Raw genomic sequence first — 19,531 nt, 5'->3', positions numbered from 1 at the left:
CATTGACACCGGCGATATACCACTTGTTGGCATGCCTGCGGGCAAGAACGACATATTTGCCAGGATAACCGTCAATAAGCCTGGTATCGTCCCATGTAGTCGGGACGGCTTTCATGAACGCAATCGCGTCGGCGGGAGCTTCGGTGAGATTGTTGGGAGTAAGGGCGAAATTCTGCACCGGGTTCTGAAAGAGGATTGAGGTGGCGAGCTGGAAGCCGTCGCCGGTCAGACGGGTGTTGCCGCTCTTGTTGTCGCGGCTCATGCGGCGGTTGAACACCGAGCCGCCATATTCCATCAGGGCGACAGCGTTGCGGATAAATGGATGAAGAGTCGCATGGAAGGCCTCCAGATCGCAGTGAATCTGCTCGAAAATGAGATTTTCAGAGGCAAACACTGCCTCGCTGCCTACATGGTTGGGATACATTCTCTCCCAGCCGCGCGGGAGTGTGCAGCCATGGAAAATCACGTCGATACCATAGTCGGCCGCGTCGCTGAGAATATCTTCATAGAGGCGCATCGTCTCCTGCTTGTCTCCGCCGAAGAAGTCGACCTTGATACACTCCACTCCGTTGTCGCGGAGCCATTTCATCTCTTTCTTGCGCACAATGGGACGGTCCATCTTATTGGTCGGGCTCTGGACAATGTCATTCCAGTGGCCGCTCGAAGAGTACCAGAGTATAGGCCGGATGCCTCTGTCCTTTGCATAGCCAAGCAGCTCAGGCATGCGCTCATAGCTGATGTTCTTGTCCCAGCCGGCGTCGATGAGGATATTCTCATATCCGAGGTCTACGGCGAGGTCGACAAAAGTCTTCTGGTCATCCATGTTCATGGAATTGTCCTGCCACACAATCCAGCTCCATGTTCCTCGGCCGGGGCGACCGGGGCGACTTGTCTCATAGCGGGGCTCCACGACATTCCATGGAATGGTTGTCTCCACGATGGGAGCGAGATTGTCGGCCACGGTGATTGTGCGCCAGGGAGTTGAGGCCGGAAGAGCTATGCCGGGGGCGGCTGTGCCGTTGCCGTTGTTTTCCTCAGGCATAGGATATGCTATCGAGAAAACACCGTCATTGTAGTCACTGAGGTGCGACGCGCAGTAGTAACCGTCGACTCCTGTCTCCGATAGCAGAGCCCAGCCCTTGTCGCCGACGCGGAACAGGCCGGGGAAAGTGAAGCCGCGTCCGAACTGCGAAGGTGTATCCATGGCGGCATCGGTGATATAATACTCCTCATAGCTCGGTTTTGTGCGCTTCCAGCCAATCATCGGCTCGCTGTGGGAGGTAAGAAACACCTTTGTCTCTCCGGGGAAACGATAGCCGGTCGCCTCGCTCCTGACAACCATGGCGCCGGTCTCGCTGTTGTTCTGACGAGGGATGACATAGCGGAAGGCCACGTCGTTGTCAGAAACCAGCCACTCGACAGAGACCTCATGACCCTTGTCATTTCTGAGCGTGGTGACAAGACGGTTTGCCTCATAGTCGATATGGCTCTTCTTGATTTTGTCCTGGTCGTATGACTTCGAGACCTTCGATGTCTCAGAGCCGACGAGCGACATCCCCTTGCTAAGGTCACCGACATCTGTCAGCAGACCCAGCGGAGAGTTTTCAAGAATAGTATTGCCGTCATAGATTACCGAGTACACCGGTCTGCCGCCGGCGACATCGGTCACGACCTTCAGTTTTCCGTCAGGACTCGCCACAGTCAGCGGCGATGCCCATGCGCCGGCTGAAATCAGCAGGCTCACACCAAAAATAATTGTTTTCATGTTTCAGTTAAAAAATGTGACGATAGTTGATTCAGGAGCGACGCGGAAATCCGTCATCCACATGCTCCGGCTTACAATGCAAAATTAATAATTGTGCCACATTCTGCTTTACAGTTTTGATAAAAACTACCCCCGCCGGGCGGTAGAATGATGACAATATGTAATAATAAGGTATAACAATTGTTGCAGCACACTGAAGACAGGCATTTTTTCGTGTTTTGAGTTTTATTTTTCTATCGGCCACCTGCCGTTGAGCGGTCGGAGTTGGCATCAACATCTATGAGTTTCTGCGCACCGCGTTTCTGACGCCCCCATTGCAGGTTATATGATACGGATATATAAGATTTGCATTTTTCCGCTTAAAAGTCAAATAACTCTCGACCAATACGGCAATTCTTACCGCCAATCGGGACGGACGTAGAATCAGGTCAAATATTTTAACCATTGATACAAACTTTGTTAAATCAGCACCTTACGCTTTAAACCATCGGTTATCCAGTCTGTCATAAATATAAAATCGGACAAAAAACGGTTAACCAAAACGATCTTTTAAAGTACAGATAAAAAAATAATAATAAATAAGATAAGACAACGATGAAAAAAACAATTTTAAGTGTCGCAATCCTTTTAGCATCAACCTTAGGCCTTACCGCCGTAGCACAGACACCCGCCAATTCACAGGCATGCCCCAACAGCACCGAATGCACGAAAGCCAATAAAGCCAACAAACCGAACCGTCCCAACCCGTTTGAAGGACTCAATCTGACCGAACAGCAGAAGACCGAACTTAAGGCAATCGCCCCGCAGAGAAACGGTCAGAAATGCAACAAAACAGCGAATGGCACTTCTTCCGACAAAGCCAAAACCGGAAAATGCTGTAAAGACAAAAAAGCAAAAGATGTGAACGCTGCGTCGCAGTCAAAGGCTGAAAAGCAGGCTAAACAGGCCGAAAACCGCCAGAAAAGAATGGATGCCCGCCGCGACTATCTCGCCAAGGTGAAAAACATCCTCACTCCTGAGCAGTATGTACAGTTCCTTGAAAACAATTATGTCGACCAGGGATTCAAAGGTGGTCCTCGCCACGGCAAAATGGCCCATTCAAAGAAAGGCCATGCCCGCAAAGGAAACAAAAACGGCAACCGTGGCAACAAGCAGAACATGAACCAGCAGGCTCAGCCAAATGCCAATGATTCAAATTCCGCTTACTATATCGACAACGGTAAAATCAAAGTGTTCCCCTATCACGCACAGCGCTAAAACTCATTCTCCACACTTCTCAACCGAAGCTGTCTCAAACTGACACTCTGTCCATCGCCATTGCTATACAGCATGGTCCGGACAGAGTGTCAGTTTTTTTCATTTTTTTGCACCCGCTCCGCATTATCGCACCAAAACCGGGCTACGCGACAGTATCTTTGCAGTGAAAAAACTTCTGCCGCTATGAATAAATCCACACTCCCTGTCTCAAAAAAATTTCATGCTGAAATCTGTGCACGCGTAAGCACATCTTTCTCAAAATGTCAGCCTTCTCTCGTGCGCAAAGCGATAGCCGTCATCGAACGTTATATGCTCGACGGGACCGACCCTTCAGACAGCGAAGAGACTGCCATACAGTTAATGTTCAATCTTTTGCGCCCTGAAATCGACAAAGCTATCACCCGTTCCAGCCGTGCTCGCGAACGCTCAAAAAACAGAAACGTGAAACAGCAGAAAACAGCCCCTCAGCTTCAGAAACCAAAGCGGCCGGAGTCATCCGAAGCCGACATAAACGACGACAACACAGACCTTCTACCTGAAGAGGAAGCGACACCAAAGCTCAACCGACGCATGCGGCGACTGATCAAGCAGAAATGCAAACGCGCCACACGCCTGCGCGTCAAACCGCTTTCTGAGAGGCCTCAAGCACCTCGCGGATAAAGGGTGCTGTCGGCGAATCAGTCCGTGCGACCTGCGCGGGAGTTCCGGTCGTGATGATATGGCCTCCGTTCTTGCCACCGCCGGGGCCCATGTCGATCACATGGTCGGCAGCGCAGATGACATCGAGATTATGCTCAATCACAAGCACGGTATTTCCCTTGTCGACCAGACGGTTCAGCACTGTCAGCAACACTCTGATGTCATCGAAGTGCAGTCCGGTTGTTGGTTCGTCGAGGATGAAAAGCGTCTTGCCGGTGTCGCGGCGCGAAAGCTCGGTGGCAAGTTTCACACGCTGGTTCTCTCCTCCTGAAAGAGTCGATGACGGCTGACCGAGCTTGATGTATCCAAGGCCGATGTCACGCAGCACCTGGATCTTGTTGACGATCGCAGGAATACCGGCAAAAAACTCAACGGCCTGATTGATGGTCATGTCAAGCACATCCGCAATTGATTTTCCCTTGAAGCGCACCTCAAGAGTCTCGCGGTTGTAGCGCTTGCCTCCGCAAGTCTCGCAAGGCACAAGCACATCCGGAAGAAAGTTCATCTCAATTGTCTTGTAGCCGTTGCCGGAACAGGTCTCGCACCGTCCGCCCGACACATTGAACGAGAAACGTCCCGGACGATAACCGCGGATTTTTGCCTCCGACAGCGAGGCATAGAGATCGCGGATGGCTGTAAAGACTCCGGTATATGTGGCCGGATTTGAGCGAGGCGATTTGCCGAGGGGCGACTGGTCAACGGTCACCACCTTGTCAATATTCTCGATACCCTCGATCTTGTCGTAGGGCAAAGGCGCGGTCTGGGAACGGAAGAATTTCTGGCTCAGAATCGGTTGCAGAGTAGCATTGATGAGCGATGATTTGCCGCTGCCGGAGACTCCGGACACGCAGATGAAGCGCCCCAGAGGCAAAGTCAGGGTAACGTCTTTCAGATTGTTGCCTTTAGCCCCTCGGAGCACGAGTTTCTGCCCGTTGCCCTTGCGAGGTTTATCCCGCATTGGTATCGTAAGCCGCCTGTTGAGATAGTTGGCAGTCAGAGTGTCTTTTGAAAGCATATCCTTAGGAGTACCCGCAAAGACCACTTCGCCCCCCTTGCGTCCGGCCTGCGGACCGATGTCGACAATGTAGTCCGCATCAAGCATTATGTCCTTGTCGTGCTCCACCACAAGAATCGAATTGGAGGCATCGCGAAGCTGCTTCAGGGAGTCGATCAGGCGGCGGTTGTCACGCTGATGCAGTCCGATGGACGGCTCATCGAGAATGTAAAGCACATTGACAAGCTGCGATCCGAGCTGAGTGGCCAGACGGATGCGCTGGCTCTCACCGCCCGACAGTGTGGCCGAAGCCCTATTGAGTTGAAGATATTCCAGACCGACATCAACGAGAAATTTCAGTCTTGATCGGATCTCTTTCATTATCTCGCGTGCAATCAGAGCCTGGGTCGGAGACAGACGGCTCTCCACATCCTTTGACCATTCATAGAGATCCGATATGTCAAGCCGGCAAAGCTGGGCTATGTTCTGTCCGTCGACAAAAAAATGAAGCGCCTCGCGGTTCAGGCGGTCGCCGTTGCACTCCGGACAGACTGCCCGCGAGAAAAAGCCTTCACTCCATTTTCTGGCAGCCGCCGAGGCATCCTCGTTCTGCTGCATCTCTATGTATTTCACCAGCCCTTCATAGGTGTTGAAATAATTATAGGTGGCCATCGTGTCGTTCTCGATGACCAGACGCTCGTTTGTTCCGTTGAGGATCTCTCCGATCGCCTCTTCAGGCAGATCCTTTACAGGAGTCTTGATCGTGAAGCCGTATTTCTTGCAGATGGCATCGATCTGCCAGAAAATCACCGAGTTCTTATATTTGCCCAACGGCAGCACGGCACCTTCATGGATCGAAAGCGCCGGATTCGGGATGATCTTGTTGCGGTCAACAATATTGACATAGCCCAGACCTTTACAGCAGGGGCAGGCACCGAGCGGCGAGTTGAACGAGAAGTTATGAGGCGCGGGTTCGCGGTATGAAATGCCGCTCACGGGGTCCATGAGGGTCTGTGAGAAATAGGCCGCACTGTCGTTGTCGACATCATAGATCATCACCTGCCGGTCTCCCTGGCGGAGAGCATCGGCCACTGTTGACTCCAGACGGGTCAGATCCTTTGCTGATACCTTCAGACGGTCAATCACCAGTTCTATGTCATGGTTCTTATAACGGTCGAGCATCATGTTGACCATAAGATCCCTGAGTTCTCCGTCTACCCGGACCGTCAGGAATCCTTTTTTACGCAACTGCTCGAAAAGCTCCTTGTAATGACCCTTGCGGTTCTTGACAAGAGGCGCAAGGATATAGACCTTGTGGCCGTCATAGCGCTGGAGTATGAGATTGACGATCTGCTCTCTGGTGTATTTTATCATCGGCTCGCCTGAGACATAGCTGACAGCCGTACCCACCCTTGAATAGAGCAGACGCAGGAAGTCATAGACCTCTGTGGTGGTTCCGATCGTGCTTCGCGGGTTGCGGTTGACTGTTTTCTGCTCGATGGCGATCACCGGGCTCAGGCCTGTGATCTTATCCACGTCGGGACGTTCGAGGTTGCCGAGCATGTTTCGGGCATAAGCCGAAAAGGTTTCTATGTAACGGCGCTGGCCTTCGGCAAAAATCGTGTCGAAAGCCAATGATGATTTCCCGCTGCCGCTCAGACCGGTGATGACAGTGAGAGTGTTGTGGGGAATATCGACGTCTATATTTTTGAGGTTATGCACCCGCGCCCCCAGCACACTCAGAGATGACGCCGGGGAGCGCTGTGGTTCGTTGGAATCGTTGGTGTTTTCTGTACTCATTTCGAATCTTTACGTGGAAAGAAAAGCAAAGCCGTGGTCATTACGTATGCGCCGGATCAGTCTGCCACAACCCATGCCGGATTGTAGACCGAGACCTTCTGACGTGAACGGGAGAGTGAATCGCGGGTCGGGATGTTGACCTTATAGGTCTTGCCGGTCTTGTTCGGGAGCGATTTCGAGCGGATCCACGGATTGTGTTCGCGCAGTGTCAGATAATCGATCCCCTGCTTAACGGCCCATGCCGCCCAATCGTCGACCGGAGTGTTCACCTCCACAACTTTATACTCGACGGGCTGATAAAGCTGACCGGCAGTCAGATTGAATCCGTAGGCCGATGGATTTTCCATGATGAGTTTTATAGCGAGCATACGGAAGATGTAGCGCATGGTCTCATCAGCGAGATAGAGATTGAACGCCGAATCGACCTGCTGTGCACCGAGTTCTTTTGAGATCCTGGCCATTCCGCCATTGTAGCTCGCAGCGACAGACTCCCAGTTGCCATACTTGGCATAGGCGTTTTTCAGGTAACGCGATGCAGCCTCTGTCGCTTTGACCGGATCATAGCGCTCATCGACATCATCATTGACTTCAAGACCATATTCCCTGCCAGTCGCGGGCATAAGCTGCCAGAGACCGCCGGCCTTTGCAGGCGAAAGGGCGCGAGGGTTCAATGTGCTCTCTATGACGGCGAGATATATCATGTCCGAAGGGATTCCGTTTTTCTTCAGAATCGGTGCAAGGATCGGGAAATAGCGGTTTGCACGCTTGATTGAAAGCAATGTGTTGCCGTGGGTGTAGCTCATCGCTGTCAGTTCCCGGTCAAGACGCTCCCACATGTTGTTGGGATCAAGATCAATTTTCTTGCCGGCGAATGTGACCGACGACGGGATGACAGGATTGACCACATCAGAAAATTCCGCTGTCTGAGTTTCAGCAGGCGCCTCAGGCTGAGATGTGACCGCTCCTATGCGTTCCGAAGATGCGACAAGAGCCAAAAGCGACAGGCCGACTGCCGAATAGAGAATAACTTTTTTATTATTGTTCATAAGTAACTTCTAAGATTGGATGTAATATATTTTACAAAGTAGCTCCGAAAAGCTTTTATACTTTCCGGCATGAATCCGCCTCAAGTACAAATTGATTTTCATGAGCTGCTTCTCAAATTGTCATTTATAGTTTACAATGTTTATGTCACCTGAAAGTTCATATTTGCGTCCGTCGGCCCCTTTGGCCTTTATGACATAGAAGTAAGCGCCCGCAGGAACAGGCTTTCCTTTATATTTTCCGTCCCAGCCGAGCGATGGATCTGTAAACGAGGCCATTTTACGCCCATAGCGGTCGAATATGTGACATTCAAATGAGACAAGGCTCGAATAGCTCACCTTCCACTCGTCATTTACCCCGTCGCCGTTGGGCGAAAACGCGTTGGGACACTTCAGCATGGAGGCCCCGATTGAGACCGTGTAGACTTCGCCGGTATATTCGCACGAGCCGTCGGCATTGGCGCAGACAAGACGCAGATAAGTGATACCTTCGTCATTAAAAGTGTAGGAGAAGTTCAGCTCCTGCATGCGGAGGTTCACATCGTCGAAATCCGGGTAACGGGAGAACTGCCATTCATGGAAAAGAGCGCCGTCAGTCACCGCGGCCTCAAATTCCAGTTCACAGGGTGCTGAACCGCCGAAGGATGCTCCAGACGGGTCCTGCGCCACTTCATTGTCGGCACTCCGCTCAGTCTGAGTGATCTTTGAGACGGCACTCACGGCATACGGTTCGACAGATGAGCTTGTCAGTTCTGCCTCGCGGCCCCAGGCCCGAAGAAAGCGGTCGCCGCTGAGGGTGAAATCCGTCGCACAAAACGGTGCGGGAGCGTAAATGACCGAAGAAAGTGACTGAAAACCGACTTCAGCCTCTGTCTGTCGGAATGACACTGATTCGTTGTCGGGAGTCAGCGTCTGATAGCTCAGACGGATCTCACGGTCAATGACGAACCGGCGGCCGTTGATGCCGTAATAGGCCATCTCCTCTCCCATCCCGATCACGTCAAGAGCCACTCGTCCGCAGTCTCGTTCAGCCGAGGTGGCGATCGAAGTCAGCGAGAACGGATGACGTGCATAGTCGATCACCCAGAAGCATTCTCTGTGGCCGTCAGGAAACTCGACTATATAACCCATGTCGCTCTCGACTTTTGTCAGAACCGAACTTGCACCGTCGGTTTTTATATCCTGAAGCTCTTCGGCATAGCCTCCGCCAAGAGAAGAATAGCGGTACCATCTGACAGCCTGGGCCTGAGCGCCGTCCGCAAGAACAGAAACCGAGACTCCGTCAAGGCCGTCGAGGACATAGACTCCGTCAAGGCCCGATGCGGAGGAGACTTCCACTTCAAGCGCTGCGGATGAATTGCCGGTCCAGACAGGCTTGGCCTGGAGAATGCCTGACAATGGGACTGAGCAAAGGACTGCTGCGATAAACTGTTTCATAAAAACAAAATCAAAAGCGACTTTTCAACTAACTTACAAAGTTAGGAAAAATCGCTTTGATTTGCAATATCTATAATCGGGATGACAATGAGGGTATTAAAATACCATCCGGCTTACATATCGTCCATATCCGTGTTGCGCGGATTGTTGTTAAGCTCCTTGACATCCTTTTTTACCATTTCGGGAGTCACTTTGTTGTCGTCAGACTGATTGACGTCCACTCCACGATACTCTTCAGCCGGTTTAACGTCTGCTTTCGGTGTGTTTTTCTTATCCATAATCAAAAAGTTTAATTTTACATATTTAACATCCGGCCTGCCTTTTAGGTTCACTCCTGAGCCTCAAAACCGACAGGAAGTTTGTTGAGTTGTTCGATGTAGTCAAGGAGTTCGTCACGACCGCGGCCTGTCTCGCTTGAGGTCAGGAACACCGGAGGCAACTCTTCCCAGGTTTCCAGAAGTATTTTGCAATATTCCTCGACATTGCGTTTTCCGGCCTGAGATCCCATCTTGTCAAGTTTGGTGAAAACAATGGCGAATGGCACCTCGTTTTCACCCAGCCAGTTGAAAAACTCAAGGTCGATCTTCATCGGCTTGTGGCGTGAGTCGATCAGCACAAAAAGATTTGTCATCTGACTGCGGTTAAGTATGTAGCCGCGGATCATCTTCTCCAGCTGCTCGCGCTGTGACTTTCCGCGCTGTGCGAAGCCATAGCCCGGAAGATCGACGATATACCATTGGTCATTCACCAAGAAATGATTGATCAGCATTGTCTTTCCTGGTGTCGACGATGTCTTTGCAAGACTTTTGTTGCCGGTGAGCATGTTGATCAGCGACGATTTGCCCACATTGCTTCGACCGATAAAGGCATATTCATGACGGTTATCTGACGGGCACTTGCCGACAGTTGGATTGGAGACTACGAAACGGGCTGAATTGATGATCATATTGATTCTTAAAAATTAGACATGTGAGTTTTTGAACATGTAGGGCGGTCAGTCAAGCATCAGACTGATCATGGGGCGGACAGTCGGGAAGCGAATGATCGAGCCGATCTCCGACGAACTGAAAATCATATCGGTCAGGACTTCGACCGTCACGTCAAAGTCGAGTTTGCCGCTGTAATCGTCGTCAACAGCACATAACCCTTTCCTTATGACGAAAGTATGGGAGTTATAATCCGGGAGCAGACTGTCACTTACGCGGAGATGGCAGGTGAAAGCGGGATCTGAGGCGGCAATGGCCGAAAGCGCTTTCCCAACATTGACAAGACGCCCCATTCCACGTGGCATAAGGCGTCCGCCCATAGAGTCGTCGGGGTGGCCAAACAGCAAGACCGGAGTGTCGGCATATAGACAGCGTAACTGTCGCAGGGCGGCCGCACGGCTGTCGGAGTCCTCGCCCATCACATCTTTCACAAGAAGCATTCCATCTGAAACAACACCCCAGGCCATCGAGACAATCTGACTGCCGCGGTCCTCGTCGTCGCGGGCCATGACAACAAAGCTGCCGCCGTCTGACTTCAGATCTGATAGAATGTTGTAGAAATCACGTTTCGAGTGGAGAATATAGCATTTGCGCTGATGCTGGAAGCGGTCAAACGCACACCATACCTCATCGCTGGTCTCTTCGGCAAAAAGATGATATTCCCCGCTTACCGGAAATGAGTGAAAAGCCGTGAAACGCTGTTCCTTGGTGAAAAAGACAGTGGAAAATCCATAGCGGCGGTAGAAGAAATAGAGAGCCTCGTTGGCCGGAATGAGTGAACAAAGCATGTCGCCACGGGCAGCCGACTCCTCCAGAGCCATTCCCATCAGACGCGACATGAATCCCTGCCCGCGCTTTGACCGGCGCGTGGCTGCTCCGGCTATATAGCTGACCGAAGGTTCGGATCCATGAAAGGACATGCGGTAACGTTGCAGCATCAGACTGCTCACAGGCGCGTCGGTCTGATCGCACAACAGAAGTGCCTCATCTTCGCGATAGACCTGATCGAAATACATATCGACATAGGACCGCGGATCCTGAAAACACTCAAGCCATATTTTTTTTATTTCATCTCTCTTGCTCATGGTTTTTGAAAGCTGTAAGTGAGGGTTGTCATATAGTCATATAACAAGCGAGAGAGGAAGATGGATTTTGCGGCAGAAACAAGAAGTAAACCCGAATCCGGATTCACGGCGCTGACATATCGCCATGAATCCGGACGCGGATATTTTATCATCAGTTCTGGTGAGCGGGGCGGAGAAGATCGTTGACGGTCTTGACCGGGTTGAATGTAGAGATGGGAACTTCAACAAAGACGGTGTTCCAGTCGCTCATAGCGCCGTTCCAAAGTCCGGGAAGCTCCATTGCGCGGAGTTCCTTACCGTGGCTCGATTTCGACGAGATGAAACCTGTCGCAGGGTCAACATATCGGGGAAGATCGAATTTCTTACCGTGGATGTCCTTGATGTAGCAGACGAGGTCAACCGGATTGAAGTGAGTGGCAGACGCCATCATCTTCATGTAAGCCTCGTTGGAGGGATCAACCTGGTTGCTCTCAAGAATCTGCGGAGATGTCGATCCGTCGGGGTTACGCGCGATGAAAGGACCGCCGCCGGGTTCGCCTTCGTTGCGAACCATACCGCAGACACGCAGCGGACGGTTGAGTTTTGCCTTTATGTATTCAACAATGGCATCATCGTCCATGTTTTCAAGTCTGGCATCGCGGACGTTGAGAACATTGTTGAGATAGTCGAGCATGCGCTTGATATCATCAGCGGTGTAGATTTTCTGGTCAATGGCGAGAAGATCTTCCTCGATCTGGTCGTGAACTTCAAGAAGAAGGCCGCCAAGGATTTCCTTGTAGCGGATTGTGTCGGCTCTCTTTGTGTCAGGCACGACATTGTCAATATTCTTGATGAAGACAACAGCCGATTCAATGTCGTTGAGGTTCTGGATGAGTGCGCCGTGACCGCCGGGACGGAAAAGCAGATGTCCGTCTTCGATGAAGGGGGTATTGTCAGGGTTGACTGCGATTGTGTCGGTAGAAGGCTTCTGTTCACTCATGCTGACATTGAACTTCACGCCCATGCGCTTTTCTGTTCCGGGGATGACTTCGGCCAGTTTCTCTTCAAAGAGTTTGCGGTGGTTGGACGAGACTGTGAAGTGAAGATTGACAACGCCCTTGGAATTAGCTGCTGTCTGGGCGCCTTCAGTGAGGTGTTCTTCAATCGGTGTACGAGCACCTTCAGCATAGGTGTGGAATTTGAGGAGACCCTTGGGAAGTCCGCCATAGTTCATTCCATCGGGATTTACAATCGCTGCGATAATGTCGCGGTTGCGTCCGGCGGCAAGCATCTCGTCAAGAGTCTTGCCATAGAGGCGTCCGACAGCTTCACGGAGTTCCGGGAGGAAAGGAAGTTTGCCGACATTCTCAAGCAGAGCGGCAACAGGCGAGCCTTCCTTGAGTTCATCGGTTCCACCGTCGACATATTCAAACAGAGCTTTGAACATTCGGGAAGCCGCACCTGAGGCCGGGACGAATTTGCAGACTTCACCGCCATGATCGAGATATTCTTTCCAACGGTCAAGAGCCGCATCTATTTCAGCATCGTCAAGGCGGAATATGCCGGCTCCAACACGGGCTGCATCACTTATATGGAGATATGGGAAACCGGTGACGAATCGGTTAAGCTGGGCTTCCACTTCAGTTTCGGTAATCCCTTTGTTTTTCAAAAGTTCAAGGTCTTCAGGTCTGAGCATAGTTTTACGTGGTGTTAGGGGTTAGAATTTTTACAACCCAAAGTTACACTATTTTTTTCAGAACCCGTCGAACTTTTCCCCGCAAATTTTACAAATCCTAATAAATTTATGCCCGATCACTACGGAATGTTACTGAATTTCAACTGTTGGGATACCGGAATTGCTCCCGCTATGCGTCAGAATTTCGACGGAAGAGCGAGAAGCTGATACTGGAGAGTCCGGGCAAGGCGGAAATGACCGAGGGCGTTGGGGTGCAGACGGTCGGTCTGCGGATTCTGAATATATCTGTCATGTGCGCTGTCAGCCGGATAGAGTCCGCTCAGCGAATATAGATCAATCACCGGGACACTCCAGACCGAACCGGCCTCGCGGAGCACACGGACATAGTCATCAATATACAGTCCCAAAGCATTTGCATATTCTTCCGAGGGCTGAACATTGGTGTCGCTGAATCGCGCATAGCCACGATGGATCGGGGTCAGAAGTATTATCTGCCGGTCAGGATATGCCTGCTTCAGTTTTGACAGCAGGAGATTGATTCTTCCGCAGAAGGTAGAGTCTGTCATGACATGATTCCGACAGCGCCTGGTCACCATCTGTCCGTTGGCATTGACTTCAGCCGAAGACTCGGAGAAAAACTCGCCGAGCGGACAGCTGTGATTGTAATCGTTGGTCCCGGCCCAGACCATCACGGCGTCAAGCGATGGATAATCGCGTTTCATTTTGTCGACCTGACCGATAAGATTTTTCCACTGCCATCCGGACCGTGCATAGACATGAGGACGGATTCCAAGGAGATTATGGAGATAGTCATAGAAACGCTTGTTGACGGCAGTGTCACAAAGCGTGCTCATGGAGTCGCCAAGAAAACCGACCTCGCAATCCTGCCACTGAGAACCCGGAGTCATGATTTCCGGCGAGACTGCGACCGGAGACTGGGCCGCCACATCAACAGCCGCAAAATTCAAGGCCATCGCGGCAGCCAAAGCCAATCCTGAAATCTTCATTACTGATCAATATTGGAGATAAATGAACGGAACGATGTCGCTCTGACGCACCTGGATCACAATCAGGATCACCACCGCGAGGACGACTGCCTGAACAACGGCAGGGCTTGACTCAAAGACCGAGCGCACACGTCCGGTCAGAGCCGAAGGAGAGACATGGATCACATAGCCTCCGACCATAAGCAGAACTATCGTCAGATAGCTCTCGACAAACTGAGGGGCTACGGAAAGATGAAAATCAAATATTATCTGATGCCACATCATGGCAACATCGCTCATCGAGGGCGCACGGAAAAACATGAATGTGACTGAAACGAGCACAAAGGTAACGATCATGTTGACCGGACGCATCCAGCGCGAAAGAGCGGACTGCCCTTTCTTGACCATGACAACCTCTCCACCGTCGGTCACAACGGCTTCCGAAGAGACCAGTGTGATCACGCGGCGATACATCTTGTGGACCACAAGCAGACCTCCATGAACCGCACCCCAGATGACATACATCCACGATGCGCCATGCCAAAGACCGCCGATCACCATAGTGGCAAACTGATTGAAGTACATGCGCGGGCGCGAGCAACGGTTGCCGCCGAGAGGAATATAGACATAATCACGCAGCCATGTCGAAAGCGAGATGTGCCAGCGATGCCAGAATTCGGTTGGATTCTGCGCCTTGAACGGGGCATTGAAATTTTCTTTAAACCGGTAGCCAAGAAGGAGGGCTATACCGATGGCCATGTCGCTGTAACCAGAAAAGTCGCAATAGAGCTGAACGGTGAAACCGAATGTCGCCATAAGGTTCTCAAATCCGCTGTAAAGTGACGGATTGTCAAAAACACGCTCCACGAAATTGCCACTGATGAAATCGGCGATGACCACTTTCTTTATCAGGCCTGTGATGATGAGCCATATTCCTTCGGAAGTCATCTCGCGAGTGGCGACAGGGTTTGAATAGACCTGAGGAAGCATGTCCTTGGCTCTTACAACCGGGCCTGCGAGCAATGGAGGAAAGAATGTGAGGAAAAATATATAGTCAAGCAGATTGCGGCACGGGCTGAGTTCTCCGCGATACAGATCGACTATATAGCTTATCGAACGGAAGGTGAAAAACGAAATTCCGGCGGGCAACAGAATGGCCTCCACGCTGATCTGCATCGTCGTGAAATGAGAAAGCGTGTCGGCAATCAGGTTGAAATACTTGAAATAGACCAACATTCCGACGTTGGCAGCGACATTCAGCAACACAATCAGCCGACGCACCGCATCGCTTCCGCGCGAAAGCGCCGACGCTTTCTCCATCGCGAGTCCGAGAATCCAGTCGCTCAGGCAGACTCCAAGCAGAATCAGACAGGAAAGGCCTGATGACTTATAGTAAAAATAGAGCGAAAACAGAATGACGAGCGCCATTTTCAGGACACGCACTCCACGGACCATGCGATAGACACACATGAAAGTCACGAAAAGAATCAGAAATAGCCCGGTGTTGAAAAGCAGGGGCTGCATCGGATCATAGCGCAACACATCCACCACCCGGTCAATGTCTATATTCAGACGCTCGGACAGTGAAGATACCGTTTGTGACAGTTGGCTGAACAGAGCCGCAATGGAATCCAACGTAGTAGAACAGATAATGTGTTAGAATAATTTCAGTCTTTGTTTATGAGGAGAGCGGGGCTGGGAGCTATCAGTCAGCAGACTGCTGACGAAGCGCATCCATGATGGCATCGTAAAGCAGACGGCCCTGAAGGTTGTAGCCTTTGTGGGTATGGTGGACGCGGTCTTTAGCAAAAAGGCTCGCGCTGATCCATGACGAACTCGCACCGTTTCCGCCTGCAATCTCATACCAGTCATAGACTGCAATGCCATTGTTCTTGCCATAATCCAGAATAGCTTTTCGGATAGGAGCTATATTGGCATTGACAGCATAGCTGCGTGTGGTCTTGCTGACAGTGCGATAAGTCGCTTTGCGGCCCTTGCGGGCTTTGTTGCGCACTCTGACCTTTTTGGTGGTCGAGACACTGCGGTGACACTCCATCGGAGTTGTCAGCAGGATCAAAGCCTCAGGATTGGCGGCCTTAATGTTTTTCACCAGACGGTCAACCGAACGTGAAAATGCGGCGGCATCGACTTTGCGTCCAAAAGCCTCGTTAGTTCCCAGCGAAAGTATAACAAGATTGGGCTGCAAAGGGTTTATTCCGACTCCGACGTTCCCGATACGGTTATAGGAATCATAGGTAGCGCCATTGTTTCCGATCGCATGATAGAACACTCCGGGGCGGTCGCCTGAAAGAGATGCGCCATAAAGAGTCAGGTCTCCGGCTGAAGCAAAGCTGACATTGATGCGTGTCGCCAGTGAGGCAAGTATGATCTGAGTGTAGTCGCGCGAAGGGACTGCACGGAAATGGAGCTTGTTTCCATTCTCGTCAGTGATATCCTTGACGGTAAACTTCCCGTTATGGAAGATGGTGGCCGAGGAGAAGGGATTGTAGTCATCAGTGTCAAGCGTCCCGATTGTCAGCTCGCTCGATGAACTTGCCGGACGGATCGAGGTGCCGGTAAAGCCTACGGTCTGCGCCCAGGTACGGCTCATCAGCTTGACTGCATTCCAGGAATTGCGGCTCTGAAACACATAGTCCTTCGGCTGGTTTGTGCCACAGATGCGCAGAGGGGCTATCAGACCTCGTCCGGCATTGCCGAAGTCATACTGGAGAAGTTCGCGAGTAGTGCCGGTGTTGATATCCGCCTGGACATGGCTGTCACCGATATGGACGATCGAAACCGGCGATTGCTTGCTTCCTTCAAAAGCAGTCCGCAGCTTCGACCAGTCAGCACCGTTATATATAATATGGTTGGCGCCACGCTTGATGAATGCCGGGATCGGAATGTCAATATCATCGGCCTCGTCAGGAATTATGACCGGATTCTCACGGACGGCCGCATCGAATTCCTCGTCAGATTCCGTGATCTCGGTGGTTGCCGACGGATCATCAGCCGGCTGCTGCGCAATCATCGAGAAAGGCAGCACGGAAAGAGTCAGCGGGAAGAGAGATTTATAAAGTCGTTTCATTTAAGATCGTGTTGAATTGCGTTAAACAGTTCGCCTGCAAGACGTGCACCACCCTTGTGGGTAAGATGGATATAGTCCTTGTTCATCAATCCGGTAGAGCTCCACTGGACCACGGCATCCTCTCCGCCCATAGCCTCGCGGGTGTCCCAGAAGAGACAGTGGGCACGGCGGGCAGCATCACGCTGGGCCGAGATCATGGCCGGTGCAACGGACATCGAACGCACCTGAGAACCACGACGCTCTCCGCGGTCGCCGATACCCATCAGGAGGATATCAGCATGTGGATAGCAGAGTCTGACATGGTTGATCACGTCAACCATACGCGAACAGTAGACACTATAATCTTTCTGACCGGCGCTCATGGCGTTGATGCCGAACTCCAGAATGATCAGATCATAGTTGATGACCTTCGCCATCTCGTGGCAAAGATCGGGATTGATTTTGGTCAGGGTCACTCCTGAGAATCCGCGCGATGACATGCAGTCCACACTGACTCCCGAAGCGCCGTCAAGCCATACACCAAGCGCGATCAGCGACGATGAGGAGGCCTTGAGACCGAACTCGGAAACCTGCTGGGCGATCTCCAAACACTGAACGGAATCCGAAGCCGATATATTGCGCTCTTCCCACTGGCCTGAATCAGTTTTAACACTGATTGTGATATCTTCAGGCGATATGAACATGAAACGCGAGCGCGACCAGGATCCGGTGTGCTCAAAAGCCGAGGTTCCGGCATAGGTTGAGACCGCAGTACCCTTGGGGGTGAAATACTGTTCTGTCAGGTCGAGATATTTCCGGTCTGATTTCTTGTTGGCGGAAAAAGACTGCCATCCTGAACCGCCCTGGCGCACCGAACGGCGGAAACCGGGGAAATCAGAGTGCATGTTGACATAGCCGACACCTTCGCCGCCATAAGCGTTCTGGAAGAGTTCACGCAGGTCCTGGGTGAAAATGTCACCCTCGATATAACTGTCACCCACCACGGCAACACGGGCAAGACGCCCCTGGGCCAAAGCGTTCTTGAAATTCGCAAATCCGGTGCCGAGAGTGGTGTAATCCTCGATACGCACCATATCGCCGACACGCGATGGCTTGACCGGAGAAATAATGGTGTCAATCGGCGTCCCCGGCTCAGGAGCCTGTGCTGCCTCCTCTTCTGCCTTGAGCAGTTCTGGGTCGATATTGTCAGCAGAAGCATAGGACGGCTCACCTTCCATAATGCCTACCTCCTTAAGAATGTCGCTCACGAGACTGAAATCCTTTATGCGTCCCCCGCTCCATTTCGACAATGGCAGCAGCGACACGACGACAACAATAACTAATGCGATAAGAATTATAATTACGGGTGAACCTTTTTTCATTGCTTTGCAGTGTTGTAAATTTCGATTGGTGTGATAATGAGGCATAAAGCCTGATCAACGTGAAGCATCGGCGCTTGCAGCTGTCCGGAAGCGCACCGTTCCTGGTGTCAGGCGAGGGCTTTCAAGTCCTGAAGAGCCGTCTTCGCCCAGGAAGATCGTGGAAAGAGCTTTGGTCTTTGACTCGGTCTCGCGCCATTCGTCATCTTCCCTTGAAGCAGCGATGATGCCGCCTCCAGCATAAAGATTGCCAAGCCATCCCTCAGAGCCGTCATAAGCTGCCAGTGCGAGAAAAGCACAACGGAGATTGACATAGGCATGATAGGCGCCATTGATTCTGACTCCGACATAGCCGCCATAGCAGTGACGGCGGTGGGTTTCGACACGCGAGATTTCATCAAGGGCACGCTCGCGGGGATAGCCTGCGACTGCGGGAGTCGGACTCAAAGCCGAAAGCAACTGAGGGATGCCGACAGAGCCGCGGGCTTCTATCGGGGTGCACAGATGTTTGATGTTCAGGAAACGGCGTTCGCCAAGCGAACCGGTACGGACTTCCATACCGGCGTCACGCAGTGTCTGACAGATATAGTCAGTGACGATTTCCTGTTCGCGAATATTCTTCTCGTCCCAGTCACCGCTTTCATCAGCCGGACGGGTCCCGGCAAGAGACATGGTCCGGATGCCTGATCCGGATTCATCGCTTTCAAGAAGCACTTCGGGAGTGGATCCGAGCCACACGCCTGTCTCAGGAGTGTAGCAAAGATAACGGAAAGTCGAATCTGTCAGTTCAAAAAACTCCTCGGCCAGGCGACAGGGGGATTTCCGGGTAAAGACGGATCTGAGCCGAGAAAGCACAACCTTGCCACCATCCTTCTTCAGACGCGGCTTGACGGCGGAAAATGCCTCATGGTAACTGGCGCGGAATGTGGCCGCTATGCGCGGACGGATCGAGTCATCAATGGCCTGACGGTGATAGGTCGGGTCCTGAAAACGGATCACATCGTCAGCAGTCATGTCAAAACAGACTCCCGCGGTGTAGGGCTCATCGTTGTCAAAGAAGTTTATGAAAAAGCAGTCACTCCGATCGTCGCGGAACGCAGGCGAGCGGAAGGAACTGTCGGGAAGCGATGCAAAAAAGCAGACTTCCGATTCTCCGGGCATGGCGAAAGCCACAAAAGGGATGCCATCGGACAGACAACGACCGATGGCCTGTGAGATCTGGTCGCTGAATTTCATATCTTTTCAGCTTCAGAAAGCGGCTCTGCCATGAGTTCGAACGGGAGTGCCGAGGTGATTTTTACGTTATAGAATCTGCCCTTTTCCAATGGCATGGTTTTGGCAATCAAGACTTCAGGATC

15 protein-coding genes are annotated in these 19,531 nt (G+C 51.7%); 2 read left to right on the top strand and 13 right to left on the bottom strand.

The features are described 5' to 3' along the window. Positions 1-1,765, bottom strand: a 1,765-nt coding sequence (locus tag K2H17_RS04265) for a glycoside hydrolase family 97 protein (protein ID WP_300131820.1), incomplete at its 3' end; no start/stop codon positions are given. A 594-nt stretch (positions 1,766-2,359) separates the two neighbouring features. Between K2H17_RS04265 and K2H17_RS04260 the strand changes: the two genes are divergently transcribed. Both K2H17_RS04260 and K2H17_RS04255 read left to right on the top strand, forming a co-directional pair. After that, the gene (locus K2H17_RS04260; protein ID WP_300131817.1) at positions 2,360-3,022 is read left to right on the top strand and encodes a Spy/CpxP family protein refolding chaperone; all 663 of its coding nucleotides are present in this window, start codon (positions 2,360-2,362) and stop codon (positions 3,020-3,022) included. Positions 3,023-3,205: 183 nt separating this feature from the next. After that, the gene (locus K2H17_RS04255; RefSeq protein WP_300131814.1) at positions 3,206-3,682 is read left to right on the top strand and encodes a hypothetical protein; all 477 of its coding nucleotides are present in this window, start codon (positions 3,206-3,208) and stop codon (positions 3,680-3,682) included. Here the strand turns inward: K2H17_RS04255 and uvrA are convergent. From uvrA to K2H17_RS04195, 12 genes are all read right to left on the bottom strand, one after another. Next, on the bottom strand, positions 3,642-6,515 hold the full coding sequence (uvrA, locus tag K2H17_RS04250; RefSeq protein WP_300131812.1) for an excinuclease ABC subunit UvrA: 2,874 nt from the start codon (positions 6,513-6,515) through the stop codon (positions 3,642-3,644). The genes K2H17_RS04255 and uvrA overlap by 41 nt on opposite strands. Before the next feature lie 56 nt (positions 6,516-6,571). Further along, positions 6,572-7,561 carry a lytic transglycosylase domain-containing protein gene (locus K2H17_RS04245; RefSeq protein WP_300131809.1) on the bottom strand — a complete coding sequence of 330 codons (990 nt, stop codon included), beginning with the start codon at positions 7,559-7,561 and terminating at the stop codon, positions 6,572-6,574. Between the two features lie 120 nt (positions 7,562-7,681). Next, the gene (locus K2H17_RS04240) at positions 7,682-8,995 is read right to left on the bottom strand and encodes a gliding motility-associated C-terminal domain-containing protein (RefSeq protein ID WP_300131806.1); all 1,314 of its coding nucleotides are present in this window, start codon (positions 8,993-8,995) and stop codon (positions 7,682-7,684) included. Between the two features lie 113 nt (positions 8,996-9,108). After that, a complete protein-coding gene (locus K2H17_RS04235) occupies positions 9,109-9,273 on the bottom strand; it encodes a hypothetical protein (protein ID WP_300131804.1) in 165 nt (54 codons plus the stop codon). Between the two features lie 50 nt (positions 9,274-9,323). After that, a complete protein-coding gene (gene yihA, locus K2H17_RS04230) occupies positions 9,324-9,941 on the bottom strand; it encodes a ribosome biogenesis GTP-binding protein YihA/YsxC (RefSeq protein ID WP_300131801.1) in 618 nt (205 codons plus the stop codon). A gap of 48 nt (positions 9,942-9,989) precedes the next feature. Next, positions 9,990-11,066 carry a GNAT family N-acetyltransferase gene (locus K2H17_RS04225; RefSeq protein ID WP_300131798.1) on the bottom strand — a complete coding sequence of 359 codons (1,077 nt, stop codon included), beginning with the start codon at positions 11,064-11,066 and terminating at the stop codon, positions 9,990-9,992. A gap of 151 nt (positions 11,067-11,217) precedes the next feature. Further along, complete coding sequence (locus K2H17_RS04220; protein ID WP_300131797.1) at positions 11,218-12,741, bottom strand: DUF4301 family protein; 1,524 nt, start codon at positions 12,739-12,741, stop codon at positions 11,218-11,220. Between the two features lie 176 nt (positions 12,742-12,917). Continuing rightward, positions 12,918-13,748: an SGNH/GDSL hydrolase family protein gene (locus tag K2H17_RS04215; protein ID WP_300131795.1), complete on the bottom strand. Its 831-nt coding sequence runs from the start codon at positions 13,746-13,748 to the stop codon at positions 12,918-12,920. A gap of 6 nt (positions 13,749-13,754) precedes the next feature. Beyond that, a complete protein-coding gene (locus K2H17_RS04210) occupies positions 13,755-15,362 on the bottom strand; it encodes an MBOAT family O-acyltransferase (protein WP_300131792.1) in 1,608 nt (535 codons plus the stop codon). Positions 15,363-15,432: 70 nt separating this feature from the next. Beyond that, positions 15,433-16,815, bottom strand: a complete 1,383-nt coding sequence (locus K2H17_RS04205; protein WP_300131789.1) for a GDSL-type esterase/lipase family protein — start codon at positions 16,813-16,815, stop codon at positions 15,433-15,435. Then, positions 16,812-18,176 carry a hypothetical protein gene (locus K2H17_RS04200; protein ID WP_300131786.1) on the bottom strand — a complete coding sequence of 455 codons (1,365 nt, stop codon included), beginning with the start codon at positions 18,174-18,176 and terminating at the stop codon, positions 16,812-16,814. Before K2H17_RS04200 ends, K2H17_RS04205 begins: the two co-directional genes overlap by 4 nt. Before the next feature lie 54 nt (positions 18,177-18,230). Further along, entirely contained in the window at positions 18,231-19,409 is a 1,179-nt protein-coding gene (locus K2H17_RS04195) for a chorismate-binding protein (RefSeq protein ID WP_300131783.1), read from the bottom strand. Positions 19,410-19,531 lie beyond the last annotated feature (122 nt).

It is taken from the genome of Duncaniella sp. (assembly GCF_029054785.1).
Taxonomy (GTDB): domain Bacteria; phylum Bacteroidota; class Bacteroidia; order Bacteroidales; family Muribaculaceae; genus Duncaniella.
This window is presented reverse-complemented; position numbering and strand designations above follow the sequence as displayed.